Below are 17,436 nucleotides of genomic sequence, written 5' to 3'. Positions count from 1 at the left end.
TAACGCGGGCGAACTTTCGCTGCGTTCCCTCATGAAAGCTCTATGGACGCCCTCCAAAGCATCGTCACCGATCTGAATACCCTGATTCCGATCATCAATCACTGGTTCCATCTGCTGTCGGCCATCATTTGGATCGGCGGACTGGCGTTTCTTGTCATGGCCGTTACTCCGGGGCTGAAGAAAGCCGTGGCCAAAGAACAGATCAAGCCCATCAGTGATGTGTTTTACCAGCATTATAGGAAAATAGCCGGGATCCTCTTGGTGGTTCTCCTGTTTACCGGCGGGATCAATTTGCACTACGTCAATCAGGTCATGACCTCGCAGACCCAGCTGGGGATCCAGCACAATGCCAAGTACTTGACCATTTTCTTCATCAAGCTCGGATTAGTCCTTTGCTTGCTCACCCTGTTTCTCTACACCGTTATCTTCAAGTCAGATGATGAAGCAGAGGAGGATGAGGATTATGAAGTCATTCCCTATCAGCGCGCGGCTCTCTGGATGGGATTTTTTATCGTCCTCTGTGCTGCCGCAATGAAACATCTGCACCTATAAACACTTCCTACGCCCTCTCGCTCGCACCCTGTATCAAAGCAGATAGCCCTCGTACCGGTTCAGATACATCGATCTGATCCAGATTCTCTCCTTCGCTCAGCGTCATCGCCGCCTCAATTCTCCACCGTAAGAAATCAACATCTTAGAACTCATTCGCTCGAATGAGTGACGTGACCAGCCTGGTACGCCCATTGCTGTACTCCTAGTCCGTACTTGTTCTCCCATATGTACCTTCGAACAAGGGATCGTTCACTTTGGCTATGACGACTTTTTCGTTCATTACTCCATTCGATCGGATATGGCATGGCGCGACGCTGCCAGTTACGCACCTTGTCTCTGAGGGTTCCCCTCTGCAGGGTGATGCGGTTTCTGGATTGTGCCCATCCAGAAACACGCTGGTGCCTTCGTCCATGGCCATGAGCGCCGTGCCTCCGAAAGGAGGCACGGCCTATCGCCACTATTGCGTTACACAGACTCACGGAAACTTCTTATGCACCGCCTTCATCATGAAAGGGCTGCCATGTTGATAACCAATCCCCCAGCAGAGTCGATCATGGAGAATACCCCGAGACCTGAACGAGCTCGAGCTCAGGCCGATCCTCAGAAGGTTTCCGCACATCATAGACCGACCACCAGACTGACGATCACACTTCCAATGCAGCTGGTCAATCAATTGCGGGATGCCGCCTACTGGACACCCCACACCACGCTAGCCTGGCTCGTAGAAGATGCCCTTCGTGCGACGCTCACCTCGATGGAACTCGCAAACCGTGGCCCATTCCCTCCTCGCGAGCAGGAATTGAAAGCGGGGCGCCCTCGCGGAGCACGAGGGGCTGGACGAACCCAAATGCTCACGATACGGCAACCGGTGTCCAGAAAACCGAACGGAGAGGCAGCCATATCGCCGAAGCAATGGCCCGCATCGCCGGGACAAAATAGAGTGAGGGGGAAGTCCGTCATACCCAACGCAGAAGGACACGTGAGCGGCTAAGCGGCTTTACTGTTCCACTGCCACGGGGCGGATTCGTCGAGCGGGATATTAGGAGGTGCGTTGACCGGAGGACGCCCGTTTGAACACGGCCTTCAATCCGAAATAGGCGAACGAGTCTTTCAGGTTTGAGTACAGACGATGAAACCGGCCCATTTCAGGATTCGTGACATACTCCATCGTCAGCGCCACCCGCTCCTCCCCCTCCGCCAGAGGGGTGACCGCATGCCAGAGCTTGTCGCCGTTGAAAATGACCATGTCCCCGGGCTCGGTAATGAGTTCGAGATGCTGCGTCTCCTTCGCCGGATCGTCCTTAAACAGATCACACACCAGCTTGCAGTGCGATGAACGGTCGACCATTCCCATCAAGATCGTATAGCGCGCGCCCTTGTAGTAGGACGTATCGTAATGAAAGCCGATATGGTCCCCCGGCTCCGTGTAGTAGTAGAGCGCACAGGAATGCGGATCATCGTCCGGGCATAACAGCAGATTCGCATGAACCAACCGGTTGAGAAAGCTGCGATAGGCGGTCGACCGGTAGAGGTCGAGAAACAAGGGCGCCTGCTCCTGCACCGTATAGTAGCTGACGCTGCCGCCCTTCTTGTGGCCGGGGATATAGTTGCGGTTGATGCGCGGCTTGAGCCCTTCCACCTGCGGCACAAACGCTGATTCGACAAACGCCCGCGGAAGAAATTGCTTGATGACAAGAAACTCGTTCTGCTCCCAGTAGGTCTTGTGCAACCGGTCGAAATCGAGCGCCGCAACGGCCCGGTCGACGGCTTCCGTCACTGACTGTGCGCTGGTCGATTGCATGTCTTCGCCCTCTCCCACCCGTCTCGCTCTCGCGACGACCTCAACCCGCCTGACAGAAGCCGGCTAATTCAGCACCGGCGCCTTGACCACCTCGACATCGGCCGGCGCCTTGAAGTCGAAGACCTCTTCCCCCAGTCCGAGATTCGGTTTTAACGAGGAAAACTCGAACGTGGCCACATTCCCGCTGATCTCATGGAGCCACACGGTACGAATAAAATAGGTCTTCGGAAAGACCTCCACGACGATCCGCTGCACATGCCGCGAGGGATCTGTCTCACGCCCCTTCGGCACCAGACTCAGGAGGCGAAGCCCGCCCACACCGCGCTCTTTCCCGGTCGCCGGAGAAATCTCAAAGGACTCTTCCAGCTTCGCCGCGCCCTGCAACAGTTCCAACGGCGCCTGTGAGGCCGCCATGTGCGTCAGCTTGCCAATGAGCACCTGTTTATGCTCCGGCACATACACTTTGACGTCGTCGTGGTTCACATAAATCTGTTCGTTGGCCGGATCGAGGTAGTCCCACCGCAGTCGGCCAGGCTTCTTGATGTAGACTTTTCCCGAAGACAACACCGGCCGCTCAAACCCCTCAATTCTGGTCTTTTGCGTAAAGTCCGCCTGGAGATCCTTCGTCTTTTCATAACGGGCCTGCAACTGCCGCACGACCTCGTGCACTTCCTGCATCGCCTTCTCATCAGGCACCGCATCGGCGGCCCAGGCAGACCAGACCGGCACGCACACCGCAATCCCGATGAACACCAGGGCTTTCCATCCACTCATGCTTCAGTTGCTCCCACCGGGCCACGGCGGCCCAACACTTCCCGGCGCCCGTCCCGGCCCGCCGCGCCGACAATCCCATCCGCTTCCATTTGCTCAATCATCCTGGCAGCGCGGGGATAGCCGACGCGCAACCGCCGCTGAATCAATGACGCGGAGGCCTGACCGGTCGAGAGCACCAAATCTTTCGCCTGCTCGTAGACTTCGTCTTTGGCTTCCTCTTCCGCCGCGTCTTCCTGCTTCAATGATTGCAGCTCGGGATCGTATTTTGGCAGCGCCTGCTTCTTCACAAAGTCCACGACCCGCCGCACATCGTCATCGGAGACGAAGGATCCGTGCAGCCGGGCCAGCCGTCCCGTGCCCGAGGCCAGATACAACATGTCACCGCGACCCAGCAACGCTTCGGCGCCGTTGGCGTCCAGAATCGTTCGCGAGTCGGTCTTCGACGAAACCTGGAAGGCGATCCGGGCAGGGAAGTTCGCCTTGATCAAGCCCGTCAACACATCTACCGACGGCCGCTGCGTCGCCAGCACGAGATGGATGCCGGACGCCCGGGCCATCTGCGCCAACCGGGCGATCTTATCCTCGACATCCTTCGGCGCCACCATCATCAAATCGGCCAACTCATCGATCATCACGACAATATAGGGCAGCGGCTCAGGCGGCGTCGGACGATCGCGAGGACCGGGGGCGACCTCGGGATCCGTCGACTCACCGGCAGAAAGGCGCTGCTCTTCCGTCAGAAACTGTATCGGCAATTCGGGCTGATTCGCCGCCGCCGTCTCTTCCGCAAACACCTCATGCAACCCGGCTACCTTGCGATTGTACGCGTCGATATTCCGGACGCCGGCTTCCGACAGCAACTTGTACCGCCGTTCCATCTCGGCGACCACCCATCCCAACCCGCGCGCCGCCGATTTCGCATCGGTGATGACGGGCCGCAGCAAGTGGGGGATGCCGTCATACGACGAAAACTCCAACATCTTCGGATCGATCAGGAGGAGCTTGACCTCGCTCGGCCTTGCGGAAAACAGAATGCTTAACAACATCGTATTGAGCCCGACGCTCTTGCCGGCCCCGGTGGCGCCGGCCACCAGCAGATGCGGCATCGTTTTGAGATCCGCGATCGCCGGAGCGCCGAAGATATCTTTGCCCAGCGCCAGCGTGAGCTTCGAGCGGGCCTTCGTGAAGGTCTCGCTCATCACGACTTCTTTCATCGACACCGTTTCGCGAGCCAGGTTCGGCACTTCGATCCCGACCACCGACTTCCCCGGAATCGGCGCGACAATGCGCAGACTGATCGCCTTCAGCCCCAGAGCCAGATCGTCCGCCAGATTCACAATCCTCGCGACCTTGGTTCCCGGCGACGGCTCGAACTCATACATCGTCACGACCGGCCCGGGCCGCACTTCCGTCACCTTGCCGATGATGCCAAAACTCGCCAAGGCGCGCATGAGCACATCTGACTGCGCCTTCAGCTCCTCGTCCGACATGCGCGTGATCGGACCGGTCGGATCACTCAGCAACTCATCCGGATCGGGAAGTTCATAATCCCCGGCATCGACCTGCGTTGAAACCGCTTCCACCTCGGGTTCATTCGCTTCCACAGGAGGGGGAAACGATGCGATCGGCGGCTGAATCACCGGCCACTCGGTCACCGGGGCCGATTCGCTTTCAGCAATGGTCGTGGCCTCTACGAGGGCTTCCGGTTCGGGCTCCGGACTGTCCTTCATGACGCGGCTCCGCTGCCTGCGGTTCCCGGACTCCACCGGCGGTTCAACCGCCGGTTCCGGCATCAGCGCCGCAAGCTTTTCTCTCCAGGCATCCCAGCGTGCGGGAAAGCCCTGAACCAACTCGGTCAGGGACAGCGGGGTCGTGAACAAGAGCGAGACTAAAAAGCTGGCCAGAATCACAATGTGGGCGCCGGTGCTGGCAAACCAGGACTTGAGCCCATCTGCCAGGACCTGGCCGAAGACTCCGCCTGCCATCCCTCGATGGACGAAACCGCTGCTCAACGTGGGCACGGCGGTGGCTTCAAGATGCAGAAAGGCACTCAGGAAACAGACCGCCCCGAGCGAACTGACGGCCGTGCGCAACCGGACGCTGACGGGACTCTGAGAGAAACAGCGCAGGCCGAGCTTGCCGAGCAAGGGAGGAAACAGGTACGCGGCCCCGCCGATCAGGAAAAAGAATCCCCCCGCGAGGACCGCCCCGAAGGAACCGATCAAATTGCGTGGAGGAGCCGTAGCCGACGCGCCGGACGCCACCGTCTCGGCTTCACCCGGCACAAATGACAGCAAGCTCAACAGCGTGAGCAAGCTCAGCGCGATCAAGATCACGCCGATGACTTCACGCTGAATATGGGAAGGAGGAGCGGGGGCGCGGCGGGCTTCTCCCCGCTTCGCCGACGTAGTAGCACCCATGTCGCGGATGCTAACACAGGGGCCACATCGTTTCAAACAACGGCAGCGGAACAAGGCCGAACAGGACGCGATCCGGACACCCCGTATTTATCCCGGGGAAACCATGAAACGTGTGAGCTGGATCAGCTGCTCGAGCGACAAGCCTTCCGCCCTAATGGACAGAGAAAGCGAGAGCCGCTCAAGCCCTCCAGCGATACGCATCTGGTCATACCCTTCGTCCTTGAGTGAATTCACCAGCGTCTTCCGCCGGTGGGCGAAGGCAGCCTTCACGAACGCTGCAAACTTCGGCTCTTCTTGCGGGCTGAGTTCCCGCCGCGCTCTCGTCCGCAACAACACCACGGCGGAGCCGACTTCCGGCCTGGGCCGGAAACATTGGGCGGAGACACGGAAGGCTTTCGTGATCTCGGCGGCGTACTGCGCCATGACCGACAAGACGCCATAGTCGGAGCTGCCGGGCTTGGCGACCAGTCGGTCGGCCACTTCATTCTGAAGCATGAGCACCAGCCTGGAGAATCGATCGCGTTGGTCCAACAATCTGAACAACAACGGCGTCGAGATATAGTACGGCAAATTGGCGACCACGATGGTCCCGACCGGCAGATGCTCCACGGGATAGACTAATGCGTCTTCAAGCACGAGCGTCAGATTGGGAAACTCCGCCTGCCGTTCGGCAAGATAGGCATGAAGCCGGGGGTCGATTTCAACAGCCGTGACATGGCCGGCGGCTTTGCACAGTATCTCGGTCAGGACACCGCGGCCAGGGCCGATTTCGAGGACCCGGTCGTTCGGGGCAATGTCCGCCAGCGCCACGATTTTGCGGACGATGTTGGGATCGATGAGAAAGTTCTGACCGAGCCGTTTGATCGCGGCGGGAGGATCGGCAGGAGAATCCGGACGTCCCACGCCTCACGCACCGGGAGCAGGGCGTGGTGGGATTGCCGCCAACCGCTTGGCCAGCGCCGCCAACGGCGTACGATAGCCGTCGATCAAGTCGTTGAACTCTTCGACCAGATCATTGGTAAACGACGGGCCCGGGTGAATCGCGGCAAACTTCTGCCCCTCCGCCGCCCCCACCGCCTCGGTAATGAGCGTGACCGTACGGGTTTTCCATTTGGCCACGCGCTCGTCACCCGCCACCGTGTTCAAATCTTCAAGCGTTTGCTTGGCCAGCGCATCCAGTTCTTTGATCTGCTGTTGGATCACTGCGAGTCCCTTAGATACTTCCTGCGACATATCGGTGGTGTCCTTCCTATTTCACGCGCGCCATCGCGCGACTCTGGGCAATCCTGGCGGCCAGCGTGATCGCTTCCAATAGACTGCCGGGATCGGCCACGCCTTTCCCGACGATATCGAACGCCGTGCCGTGATCGACGGAGGTGCGGATGATCGGGAGTCCGACCGTCAGATTCACGCAGGTCCCGAACGCCACGAGCTTCAACGGGATCAAGCCCTGATCATGATACATCGCCACGATGCCGTCATACTGCCCCTTGACCGCTTTGCCGAAGAGCGTATCGGCCGGCTGCGGGTCGCTGGCCAGAATTCCCTGCGCCTGCGCGGCACGGGCGGCCGGGAGGATCACCCGGGCTTCCTCATTGCCGAAGAGCCCATGTTCACCGGCATGGGGATTCAAGGCGGCGACTCCGATTCTGGGCTTCTTGATGCCATAGAGAGTAGTGAGCGCCTGATGGGCGAGGCGAATCGCCTTCTCGATCTTCGCCTGAGTCAGGAGCTTGGACAAATCCCTGATCGCCACATGCGTGGTGACGAACATGATGCGGAGCGGACCGCCGACGATCATCATGCCGGACTCTTTGGCGTGGGTCAGATCGGCCAGCAATTCGGTATGGCCAGGGTAGTGACAGCCCGCCATATTGATGGCTTCTTTATTGATCGGCGCCGTGACGATGCCGTCGATGCAGCCGATTGCCGCCAGATGCACGGCTTTCTTGATGAACTCGACAGACGCCGCGCCGGTTTCCGCCGCCGCCACGCCCGCGGTAAATTTTTTCAGCGGCCTCTCCATCGGATCCAGCACCGCCACCGTATTCCCCTTTAGCGGAACAGGATCGTGGCCATGGACCGGCACCACATTCAGCTTGAGCCGTAACTTCTTGACCGTCCGCTCCATGACCGTCACAGACCCGATGACCAGCGGCAAACAGAGGCGCTGCACCTCCCGGCCCGCCAGCGCTTTGGCGATCACCTCCGGTCCGATCCCGGCGGGATCGCCCATCGTGATCCCGAGGAGGGGCAATGACGGTCGCGTGCTGACTGAACGTTTAGAAGGCATAGAGATACACCGTATACCCCACATACAGGATGGCGCCGGCGCCCAGCAACAAGGGTTGCCATCGGCCGCCGACGAGAATTTGAAGCAGGCAGAGGCCTGCTGCGACCACGGCCAACACCATCGTGAGCATCGCCGAAGGCGCCAGGGCCCATTCGGTTCCGATCAACCCCACTGAAACGGGAAAGGTTCCTTGGAACACCATGGCCCCGGTCACATTCCCGATTGCCAGACGATCTTTCTTCCGATAGAGCCAGAGGAAGCTGTTCGACATTTCCGGTAATTCCGTCGCCAAAGGCGCGATCAACAACGCCAGGATCAGCGGGGAGATGGAAAAAGTCGCAGCCACAGTTTCCGCGGCGGTCACGAATAGATGGGCTCCCGCAATCAACCCGCCGAGACCTGCGACGGCCTGCAGCCCGATCATCATATAGGATGGTGTCGTGGCCTGCTTGGCAAACAACAACGGCTCCAGCGAACCATCGCCGCCCTCTTCGTCTTCGGCACTGAATTTAATCTTCATGTAGTAGACATAGAGACTCATGAGCCCGACGGCGGCGGCGACATGAACCGCATGGGATGGAATAAACACACAGCCCAGCGCGACGGCGTACCCGATCGTGAAGAACGTCAGATCCGTCCTGACCTCGCCGTAGTTCAAATGGAACTGCGCCGACCGCTTGCCGGCGCGGGCGAACAGGATCAGCAGCAGGGCGAGAATCGGCAACACCAGCGTGCTGAGCATGAAGGGAGCCCCGAGAATCGCGCCCAAACCGACTTCCGCTTCCTGCTGGCTCTTCCCGAAAAAGATCGCGATGACAGGAATCGATGTTTCCGGCAGCGTGGTTCCGATCGCCGCGAAGATACTGCCCACCGCGCCTTCGGAGATTCCGAGCCGCTTCCCCAACCACTCGATGGCATTGGTGAATAAGCCGCAGCCACCCAACGTGACGGCCACCGACACAAGAAACAGCGCCACGTAGAAGAGCAGGGTCACGAACGTGCCCCCTTCTTTCCCTTCCGCGGCGCCACCCGAGAGTACGCGACGCGCGCTTCATCCATGACATCTTTCAACGGGCGTCCGATCCGAACCGCAATCTTCTGACAATCGACATATTCCGGTGCCGCTTTTTCCCACCCGGCTCCGACCTCACCGATTTTCATCCGCACCGATCCACCCGTCACTTTCACCGTCATGAACCGCCGCGGGAGCACCTGCCGGTCGAGCTCCTGAATCCGGACACCCAGCGCGGTGGTTTCCTGCAACACCACTTCCATCACCGCATCGGTATGTTCGCGCGGCGCGAGACAACTCAGGATGACGCCGGGCCGGCTGCGTTTCATAATGACGGGGATCAAGGCCACATCGAGCGCTCCGACGGCAAACAACTGCGCCATCACATGTTCGTAGGCTTGGGGATTGAGATCGTCGAGATTCGTTTCGATCTGCACCACTCGATCGGTCGGCCGCCCGCTTGACCCGGTCTCATCGGCCAGAAAGACCCGGAGCGCATTAGGCCACCCCTCAGGATCAGCGTCTCCGGCACCATACCCGACTTGCGCGGACTCGAGCACAGGCATCGACCCGAACGAAGCCGCCAACGTACGCAGCAGCGCCATCCCGGTCGGGGTCGCCAACTCACAGCGCGGCCCTTCAGAATAGATGGGAATGCCCTTCGCAAGCGCGGCGACTGCCGGTCCGGGAACCGGGAGCAACCCGTGAGCCGTTCGAATCGTCCCGGCACCGACATTCACCGCCGAAGCCGTGACCGTCGTGACCCCGAGCAGATGACAGCCCAACACTCCCCCGACAACATCGATAAACGAATCGATGACGCCGACTTCATGAAAATGGACATCGCGCGTGGCGACTCGATGGGCCAGCCCTTCGGCTGCCGCAAGATGGTCGAACACCGTCCGGCTCTGCTCTTTCACGACCGCCGGCAACGTGCTGGCGGCCAGAATCTTTTGAATGCGGGAAAGCGTGAGCGGGCGATCGAATCCGCGTTGGATCGCAACCGTGATCTTGGTCGCATGCAATGCGCCACGATGCACTTGCCGCTGTTCAAGACGATATCCGGTCAACTTGAGTCGTTTGAGTTCGGTGCGCAGCGTGGCCAGCGAGAGCCCGACATCGACCAGGGCGCCGAGCACCATGTCGCCGCTCACGCCCGAGAAACAATCGAAATGCAATCGTCGTCCCACTCCCGCTCCTTATCGACACATCGTCACAAGCCGCACATCTTACCCAAGGCGCCGCACAACGGCAATCGCTACATTCGGGTTGCCGCAGCAAGCGAAGAGATGAGTCGTACGCTCCGGTATCTCGGGCTTCCGCGCGACGCGACCTGCCCGTGCGAAGCGTTTCTGCAAAGGCGGGGAACAACGCGGGCGGTCTTTTCGAGCACCCTGGCGGTCTTTCATTGACAGCCCCCAGAGCCTATGTTATCCCCCGTATATGATAAACAACTGTTCTGAGTCCGCCGCCTTCCACTCACACACTTCCGACAGCGCACAACCAGCCTTGCGAGACCGCCGGGCACCAGGACGCGAAGGGCGCTTCGCGACGACGGGCCTGATGCTGAGCTGCATCGTCGGCCTCGTCATGCTGGCTCCCCTCGACGGCTTTGCCAAGACAAAGCCCCCGCGTGTCCCGCGCCCGGAACCGGAACTCAAAATTCTGGACTTGCACATCGCGCCGACGCCCTATGAGGCAGGCAACGGGCTCTTGGAATTCTCCGTGAACGTCCAGCTCCCGAAAGAGCTGAACGGCGCGACCGTCCTTGAAGTTTCCTCCCTGATCAGTTCCCCCTCGAAAACATCGTTGCGCTTTCTGACGCATCGCCAGGCACTTCAGCCGCAATCAACCAAGCCCGGCGAAGCACGAACGACGCTTCCGATTCGCCTGTCCTGGGACGGGAAAGATCATCGGAAGCAACTGGCTGGCCCGGGAGCCTATGCGTACGAAGTCCGCATTAAGTTGCTGGCGAACAGTGAGAAAGGGCTGCGCACCATGATGGTGGCCTGGCCTAAACGCGGGGAACTGACCGTCAAGTAGCTGCCGGCAGACGAGGGGAGTTGCCCATCAGATTGATACGATGGGCGAGGCACCCCGCCCCGAATCCGTTATCGATATTCATTACTCCGACACCGGCCGCGCAGGAATTCAGCATCGTGAGCAACGCGGCCAGGCCACCGAAGCTTGCGCCGTATCCCCGGCTCGTCGGCACCGCCACGACAGGACAGTCGACCAACCCTCCAACCACGCTTGGCAACACGCCATCCATCCCGGCCACCACGATTGCCACGCGCGCTTCAAAGAGCCGATCCTTCCGGCCTAACAACCGATGCAGTCCCGCGACGCCCACGTCGTACAGCGTTTCGACGTGACTGCCCATCACCTCTGCCGTCACTCGCGCCTCCTCGGCCACCGGCACGTCCGCGGTCCCGGCGGTCAGAACAAGAATATGCCCTGCACGCCGCGCAGGCTTGCTGTTGATCGCCACGATGCGCGCATCGGCATGATAGCGGGCACGGCGATCAAGTTTCATGATGGCTTTGGCGACGGACGGCTCGGCCCGGGTTGCCAGAAACGGCCCGCCCTTCTTGATCAGCGCGCGGGCAATGGCGACCGACTGCTTCGCCGTCTTGCCTTCGCACAACAGCACTTCAGGAAAGCCCTGACGGAGCGACCGATGATGATCCAGCGAGGCAAAGCCGAGGTTTTCGAACGGCAGGCTGCGCAACCGCTGGACCGCGCGTGCAACGGTCACCCGACCGGTTCGTACATCCGTTAACAGTTGCTCAATCCCCTCCGGACTCATATCCGCCCTTTCTCCGGCTTCGCATCCCGCTCCATCAGATCACTCACCGCCTTCCGGCAGGACTTTCCTTCGAACAGCACGGCATTGATCTCCTGCGTAATCGGCATGTCGACCTGATGCCGCCGCGCCAAACCCAGCGCCGCCCGAGCCGTGCGGACCCCTTCCGCCACGGCCTGCATCCCACCCAAAATAGCATCGAGGGATTCGCCCTGGCCCAATCGCACCCCAACCATATGGTTCCGGCTGAGCGAACCGGTGCAGGTCAATACCAGATCGCCCACACCGGAGAGCCCATATAGTGTCCGCGGATCGGCCCCCATCGCCACGCCCAATCGCACGATCTCCGCGAGCCCGCGGGTAATCAGAGCCGCGCGCGCATTGTGCCCCAGGTCCAACCCGTCGACCACTCCGGCGGCCAGCGCCATGACATTCTTCAACGCCCCGCCGAGTTGCAATCCGATGAGATCGGTATCGGCGTAGACCCGCAAAGCCGGTGTCATCAAGGCAGTTTGAAACCGCGCTACCAGCTGGGCGTCTCGCCCGGCCAGACAAACCGCCGTCGGCTTCCCGGCGCTGAGTTCGCTGGCGAAGCTCGGCCCGGATAGTGCCATTAGATATTGCTCCATGGATTCCGGGAGCACCTCGTCCATGACCTGGGTCATCAGCTTTGAGCTGTCTTCCTCCACTCCTTTGGTCGCACTGATGAGCGGAATCGGACGCGACAGGCAGGAAGCCAGATTGCGCAGGACCTGTCTCGTCACATGGGACGGGACCACAAACAGAACACCGTCACGCTGCTCGATCGCCTCGGCCAGAGACGTAGTCGCGGTCAGCGTCCGGGGGAGCGCAACACCCGGGAGAAAGACTCGATTCTCCTGTGTCGCGTTGATGGAATCGACCACATCGCGTTCATAGGCCCAGAGGCGAACCTCCAGCCCCTTCTCGGCCAGGTGTTTGGCCAGAGCGGTCCCCCAAGCACCGGCTCCAATGACTCCGAGTGATCTGATCTCCTGCATTCCGGATCAATCCAATGGTGAAAATGGAAGCCGCGACAGACCGCTCAACCAAGCGGCGCGGATTATAGGAAGCCCCTGGCTAGGAGTCAACGAACGGAACGGCGCTCTCAGATCTGTCAAGCCAGGGGCAACCGAAGCGTTAGACCCCCGAGGAACGATGGCACATGCCTTGCTCCCTCTGTGGACGAATTCGAGAAAACCCTTCGCGGGAAGGCCCTAGAGACATAGGATAGAACACGAGCAGACGTAGCCGGAGGAAGCCCATGACGCAACAAATGCATACGAAACACACCTTTGGAGGAGCCCTCTTGGCAGGCCTCTTGTCCTTTCTTATCGCCACGCCCTACGCGTATCCCGAAGCCTACATCGGGGGACAGATCGGAACCACACTCGCAGGCAACACACTCAAGGGTGTCGAGCTGACGGACTTCTCGCCGCCAGGAACCATGTCCGACCGGGAACTCGCGAGTTCGGCCCTCATCGGGGTGAAAGTGGGTTACTATTTCCCGCGGGCTCGCTGGTTTGGTATCGAGTCGGAGTTTTTTCAGACGACTCCGCATATCAAACAGCAGAACACCCGAATCACAATCCCCAACGGCGCCACCCTGAAAGATTTTGGCCCAGTCGCGGGAGGGACCGTGGAAGGCACGCTTTCCGGAGACTATTTTCGAGTTCGCGCGTTTGTTCCCATCAATCTCATGTTTCGCTACCATAAGACCAGATTGCAACCCTATCTAGGAATCGGGATGGGCGTCTTTATGGCCAACGTCAAAACAACGGCAACGGGATTCGAAGGTTCTCAGAGTTCAACGAGCATCGGGTTCAACACAAAAGCCGGCCTCGAATATTACATTACTCGGCATCTCAGCGCGTTCGGCGAGTGGAAACATAGTCGAGCTAGTTTCAACTTTGACGGAAACAGTACCGGCGGATTCGGATTCAAAGCTGACTATAATCCGCACTTTATCGCGTTCGGTCTCAACTACCACTTCTAGGCCATCGTCGCGCTGCCATGAACCGGCAGCGCGGCACATACCTTCGGCACACACATCCGATACTATTTCCTACTCCCGTAAATACTTTGCCCCGCGGGTTTACGCAGAACTCCGATTCGCCGTAGTATGCAGGGTATGCAGACTTGTCCAAGTTGTCACCAGTCGCTGCCGGAGATCAATCGCTTCTGCACCCAGTGCGGACAACGACTCGCGGCGACCGCATCATCCTCGCCGGTCCAGTCCCAGGCCCCGACCCCTCCGCCGACAACCCCGGAGCAATTGAATCTGAATGTGCTCTATGGCATGGTCGGCACATTGATCGTCGCCGTGTTGCTCCCTCCCTGGGAAACCCCGCCGAGTCAGCCTCCGGAATTCCTCGGCTTTCACAGTGTCCTCTCCCCGCCGACCTCCGAGGCGATCGTCAGCCGCATGTTGCTCACCATCGAGCTGACCACCGTGACGATTGCAGGCCTCTATGCCGCCTTCTTTTTCAGAAAGCGATAACATATCGGCGGTGCAGTCAGTCGAGCGCGAGCGTCAAACACTTCGCCGACCCGCCGGACTTCATAAATTCGTCCAGCGGCAGAGAGTGCGTTCGATATCCACGGGACTGGAGCTGCCGTTCCGTCTCGGAACATCCTGCAGGCAACACCACATGTTTCCCCGCACACACCGCATTGCACGCAAATCTCAACGCTTCGCTTTCAGGGACAACGAAACGAGCCCCTTCGGGCACCCGCTCTATGATGACCTCCTGTCCATCCGTATCGAACGCCGCCGGAAAGTAGAGCAGCTCGCCGCCTGACAGAGGGCAGAAGCACGTATCGAGATGGTAAAACCGTCCGTCGACGAGTTCCAGGGGAATGATCTCACGCGTAAAGACGTCGCTGAGCAGCGGGAACACCCGTATGTCCGATCGCTGGCGATAGCCTCCGAACCAGCAATCGGAAAATCCCAGCAGGTCCCCGGCACCTTCGAAAAAGAACTCGGGCTCCAACGTCACCACGTCATAGCCGGCACTGCGAAACCAATCCTCGAAATAGGCTTCCTCCCGTTGGCGCTCGGGATAGCGAAACCGGCTGACGACCGCCCGTCGGCCGACGACCACACCGGCATTGGCGGTAAACACCAAGTCCGGCAACCCCGGCACCGGACGCATCCGCTCCAGCACGGCGCCAACTTCCCACTCGAGAACATGCATGAGACCGTGCCACTGCGTGACGGCACTGACATGATCGACCGTGTTTGAACGCCGCATCCAGGGATTGATCTCATACTCGATGTCGAAATAGTCCGGAGGACAGACTAACAGCCGGCTCACAGGGACCTCCCCAGCTGCCTGGCCAGTTCGTTGAGAAAAGAGGCCGCATCCATCACCAGGCCGACGGCTTGAAAACTGCCTCGATCGGCGAGCTTCGTGGGAACCGACGCATTGATGTCGACACAGACGGTCGGCGCGGCGGCGGGCAGCAGATTACCGGTAGCCACCGCATGCAGCGTGGAGGCGACCAGGAGCGCCAGCCCGACTCCCGGAATCGCCTCCCGCATGGCCGCTTGCGCTTGCATCGAATCGGTGATGACCCCGGGCAATGGGCCATCGTCTCTGATCGTGCCGGCCATCACCAGGTGAACCCCGGCCCTGATGCAGGCCGCCATGATCCCGCGCTTGATCACGCCGGATTCGACGGCGCCCCGAATGCTGCCGATCGCTCGAATCCGGTTGATGGTTCGCAGATGATGCGCATGCCCGTGCGGAACCGCATGCCCGACAGTCAACGCGTAACCTAACGAGGTTCCGTAGAGATCGGCTTCCATATCGTGCGCCGCCAAGGCATTGCCGCAGAACAACACGTGGATGAATCCTTCCTCGATCAACCACGTCAGCGCATCCCGCCCGCCGGCATGAATGATCGCAGGCCCTCCGGCCAGCAGGACCTTGGCCTGCCCGCTTCCCGCTCGCCGCTCGTCGCGAATCAGCTGCATCCGCCGGGCTACATCGGCAATAACGTGGCTATGCGGACGTTCGGGGGAGACCGTGGACTCCATGAAGGCAAAGACATCGCGCTCGCGAGGCCGCTGCATCGGAATGACGCGCACGCCGGCCTGCCCGGTAACGATCCGATCTCCCTTACGGACATCGGCCATCGGAACTGTTCTGGCAGTCATCTGTTGCTGATCTACGGCAATGCCCAGGTCCATCTCGACCCTTTGGACCTCGAGCCATGTGCCGTTCAGGCGCACTTCGGTCGGCAAATGGGTGGTGGAATAAAACTCGTCGGGGAATACGCCGTCGGCTGGGGCCGGCTGCAGAATGCAGTCGGAGTCGCGCTCGACCACGGCGCCGTGCGGTTGAATCGCGTGCAGGATATGGTTCAGCGTGGCGAGCGTCGGCGCCCGTACGATAATCTGCGCCTGCGACTGATCCTCCCGGGTGCGGCCGATCTCGACCTGATCGAGGTCAAACGAACCTCCCATCATCAGAATCAGATCCAGAACCTTCGCCAGGATCAGTGAATCGATAATGTGGCCACGCAGGACGATCGTTTCTTGAACCGTCGTCATCCAACGCTCCCCGCTGCTATGTCCTAATTCTACCACCCCCCAGACCGGAATCGGCAGGAGAGCCGGGAGGGTTCGAGGAAGGATCGACCAGGGTCGCTCAAAGGCCGGCGGACGGTTTCATGACCTCTCGCAAAACACTCGTCGCGTAGGCGCCAGGGGGCAGCGCAAACGTGAGGGTGAGTGCCGTCCCGTCGAGCGCCCACTCCAATTCAGCCAGCGGAACACGCAGGGCCCGTCGTTCACCGCGAAAACCACAGTCTTTGGCTGCCGCAACCAACGCCTCCTGCGTCGTGCCCGCCTCAGCCACGACCGCTTGTTCGATCACGCCCGGCTCTCCTTCGGCCCAGGACACGCGTGAGCCGAACAAGATGCCTGTCGGACTGATCTCGAAACAGTCGGCGCGAATCTGTTCTTTCTCCGCATCCTCGACTAAAAAACAGGCGCCGTTCTGCGACTTCATCGCCCAATCGCCGACGGCCACCTGATCGATCCGATCGATACGCCTGGCCAGAATAAGATTGAAGAGATAGGACTGGTACGTGTTCAAATACCACATCCGTTTGGCCCGACTCATCTTCTCGCGTCGACGGGCATCTTGCAGCAAGGCGGCGCCGACTTCATGGTTGTCCCCGCGTTTTCCCTGGCGCTGCGGACCGAAGTAATTCGGGACGCCGCGGCGTCCCAGCTCGGCGAGGATGGCCGGCACCGACTCTGCCGCATGCGAGGCCACATCACGAACCACCAGGCGAAACCGGTTCCCCGCATGATGGCCGGTCCGCAAACGATTGCGGTGCCGTCCCAGCACCTCCACCTTTAGCACCTGCTCGTCGATCGCCAGCCGGGAGATCCGGTCTTGATCGACACCCTGGACCGAGACCATCTGGGTCGTCACCGCGCGCGCATCTTTCAATCCGGCGACCCCGATCGCCTGCGCTTTCACACCCAACACCGACGAAAAGTTCTTCACCAGATCCGGCGTCGACAATCCGCGCTTGGTCACGCTCAGATACAGATGCTCGCCGTCTCCGCACGGGAGATACAACGGACGCTCTTCGACTTGAAAATCCTCGTGGGTCGCCCGCATCACCCCGCCGATGCCGGGGATTGAGGCGGTAAGAAACGGCTCGGCTTGTATATTCACTCTTCACCATCCGATGGTTGCGTCATGGATAAATCTCGACACTTGCTTCGGGGAAGACCAA

Annotated in this window: 17 protein-coding genes; 4 read left to right on the top strand and 13 right to left on the bottom strand. The window is 60.1% G+C overall.

All coding sequences use genetic code 11. From position 1 onward, the window contains the following. The first annotated feature begins 42 nt into the window (after positions 1-42). Positions 43-552: a hypothetical protein gene (locus Q7U39_13495; GenBank protein ID MDO9118966.1), complete on the top strand. Its 510-nt coding sequence runs from the start codon at positions 43-45 to the stop codon at positions 550-552. Positions 553-1,591: 1,039 nt separating this feature from the next. Here the strand turns inward: Q7U39_13495 and Q7U39_13490 are convergent. From Q7U39_13490 to larC, 8 genes are all read right to left on the bottom strand, one after another. After that, positions 1,592-2,353 carry a 2OG-Fe(II) oxygenase gene (locus tag Q7U39_13490; GenBank protein MDO9118965.1) on the bottom strand — a complete coding sequence of 254 codons (762 nt, stop codon included), beginning with the start codon at positions 2,351-2,353 and terminating at the stop codon, positions 1,592-1,594. Positions 2,354-2,416: 63 nt separating this feature from the next. Next, positions 2,417-3,127, bottom strand: coding sequence for an outer membrane lipoprotein carrier protein LolA (locus Q7U39_13485; protein MDO9118964.1), 711 nt, complete (start codon positions 3,125-3,127; stop codon positions 2,417-2,419). Beyond that, positions 3,124-5,547, bottom strand: a complete 2,424-nt coding sequence (locus Q7U39_13480; GenBank protein MDO9118963.1) for a DNA translocase FtsK — start codon at positions 5,545-5,547, stop codon at positions 3,124-3,126. The genes Q7U39_13485 and Q7U39_13480 overlap by 4 nt, the downstream gene beginning before the upstream one ends. Before the next feature lie 87 nt (positions 5,548-5,634). After that, positions 5,635-6,450, bottom strand: a complete 816-nt coding sequence (gene rsmA / locus Q7U39_13475) for a 16S rRNA (adenine(1518)-N(6)/adenine(1519)-N(6))-dimethyltransferase RsmA (protein MDO9118962.1) — start codon at positions 6,448-6,450, stop codon at positions 5,635-5,637. Between the two features lie 3 nt (positions 6,451-6,453). Then, a complete protein-coding gene (locus Q7U39_13470; protein MDO9118961.1) occupies positions 6,454-6,780 on the bottom strand; it encodes a hypothetical protein in 327 nt (108 codons plus the stop codon). Between the two features lie 16 nt (positions 6,781-6,796). Then, entirely contained in the window at positions 6,797-7,840 is a 1,044-nt protein-coding gene (gene pdxA / locus Q7U39_13465; GenBank protein ID MDO9118960.1) for a 4-hydroxythreonine-4-phosphate dehydrogenase PdxA, read from the bottom strand. After that, entirely contained in the window at positions 7,830-8,834 is a 1,005-nt protein-coding gene (locus Q7U39_13460) for a hypothetical protein (protein MDO9118959.1), read from the bottom strand. The genes pdxA and Q7U39_13460 overlap by 11 nt, the downstream gene beginning before the upstream one ends. Then, complete coding sequence (gene larC, locus Q7U39_13455) at positions 8,831-10,042, bottom strand: nickel pincer cofactor biosynthesis protein LarC (GenBank protein MDO9118958.1); 1,212 nt, start codon at positions 10,040-10,042, stop codon at positions 8,831-8,833. The genes Q7U39_13460 and larC overlap by 4 nt, the downstream gene beginning before the upstream one ends. Before the next feature lie 373 nt (positions 10,043-10,415). On the opposite strand from larC, the gene Q7U39_13450 reads away from it, so the two are divergent. After that, complete coding sequence (locus Q7U39_13450; protein ID MDO9118957.1) at positions 10,416-10,895, top strand: hypothetical protein; 480 nt, start codon at positions 10,416-10,418, stop codon at positions 10,893-10,895. On the opposite strand, the gene larB is transcribed toward Q7U39_13450, so the two are convergent. Together larB and Q7U39_13440 are read right to left on the bottom strand one after the other, a co-directional pair. Further along, positions 10,888-11,661 carry a nickel pincer cofactor biosynthesis protein LarB gene (larB, locus tag Q7U39_13445; GenBank protein ID MDO9118956.1) on the bottom strand — a complete coding sequence of 258 codons (774 nt, stop codon included), beginning with the start codon at positions 11,659-11,661 and terminating at the stop codon, positions 10,888-10,890. The two genes, Q7U39_13450 and larB, sit on opposite strands and share 8 nt — an antisense overlap. Next, the gene (locus Q7U39_13440) at positions 11,658-12,677 is read right to left on the bottom strand and encodes an NAD(P)H-dependent glycerol-3-phosphate dehydrogenase (protein MDO9118955.1); all 1,020 of its coding nucleotides are present in this window, start codon (positions 12,675-12,677) and stop codon (positions 11,658-11,660) included. Before Q7U39_13440 ends, larB begins: the two co-directional genes overlap by 4 nt. Positions 12,678-12,940: 263 nt before the next feature. Between Q7U39_13440 and Q7U39_13435 the strand changes: the two genes are divergently transcribed. After that, positions 12,941-13,672 carry an OmpW family outer membrane protein gene (locus tag Q7U39_13435; protein ID MDO9118954.1) on the top strand — a complete coding sequence of 244 codons (732 nt, stop codon included), beginning with the start codon at positions 12,941-12,943 and terminating at the stop codon, positions 13,670-13,672. Between the two features lie 135 nt (positions 13,673-13,807). Next, on the top strand, positions 13,808-14,176 hold the full coding sequence (locus Q7U39_13430) for a zinc ribbon domain-containing protein (GenBank protein ID MDO9118953.1): 369 nt from the start codon (positions 13,808-13,810) through the stop codon (positions 14,174-14,176). A 16-nt stretch (positions 14,177-14,192) separates the two neighbouring features. Here Q7U39_13430 and Q7U39_13425 read toward each other — a convergent pair whose 3' ends face one another. The 3 genes from Q7U39_13425 to Q7U39_13415 all read right to left on the bottom strand — a co-directional run bounded on the left by Q7U39_13425 (position 14,193) and on the right by Q7U39_13415 (position 17,375). Next, complete coding sequence (locus Q7U39_13425) at positions 14,193-14,993, bottom strand: arginine deiminase-related protein (protein MDO9118952.1); 801 nt, start codon at positions 14,991-14,993, stop codon at positions 14,193-14,195. Continuing rightward, entirely contained in the window at positions 14,990-16,234 is a 1,245-nt protein-coding gene (locus Q7U39_13420) for a TIGR00300 family protein (GenBank protein MDO9118951.1), read from the bottom strand. Before Q7U39_13420 ends, Q7U39_13425 begins: the two co-directional genes overlap by 4 nt. Positions 16,235-16,331: 97 nt before the next feature. Beyond that, the gene (locus tag Q7U39_13415) at positions 16,332-17,375 is read right to left on the bottom strand and encodes a tRNA pseudouridine(13) synthase TruD (protein ID MDO9118950.1); all 1,044 of its coding nucleotides are present in this window, start codon (positions 17,373-17,375) and stop codon (positions 16,332-16,334) included. Between the last annotated feature and the right edge of the window lie 61 nt (positions 17,376-17,436).

It is taken from the genome of Nitrospira sp. (assembly GCA_030653545.1).
In the GTDB taxonomy this organism is placed as follows: Bacteria; Nitrospirota; Nitrospiria; order Nitrospirales; family Nitrospiraceae; genus Nitrospira_D.
This window is presented reverse-complemented; position numbering and strand designations above follow the sequence as displayed.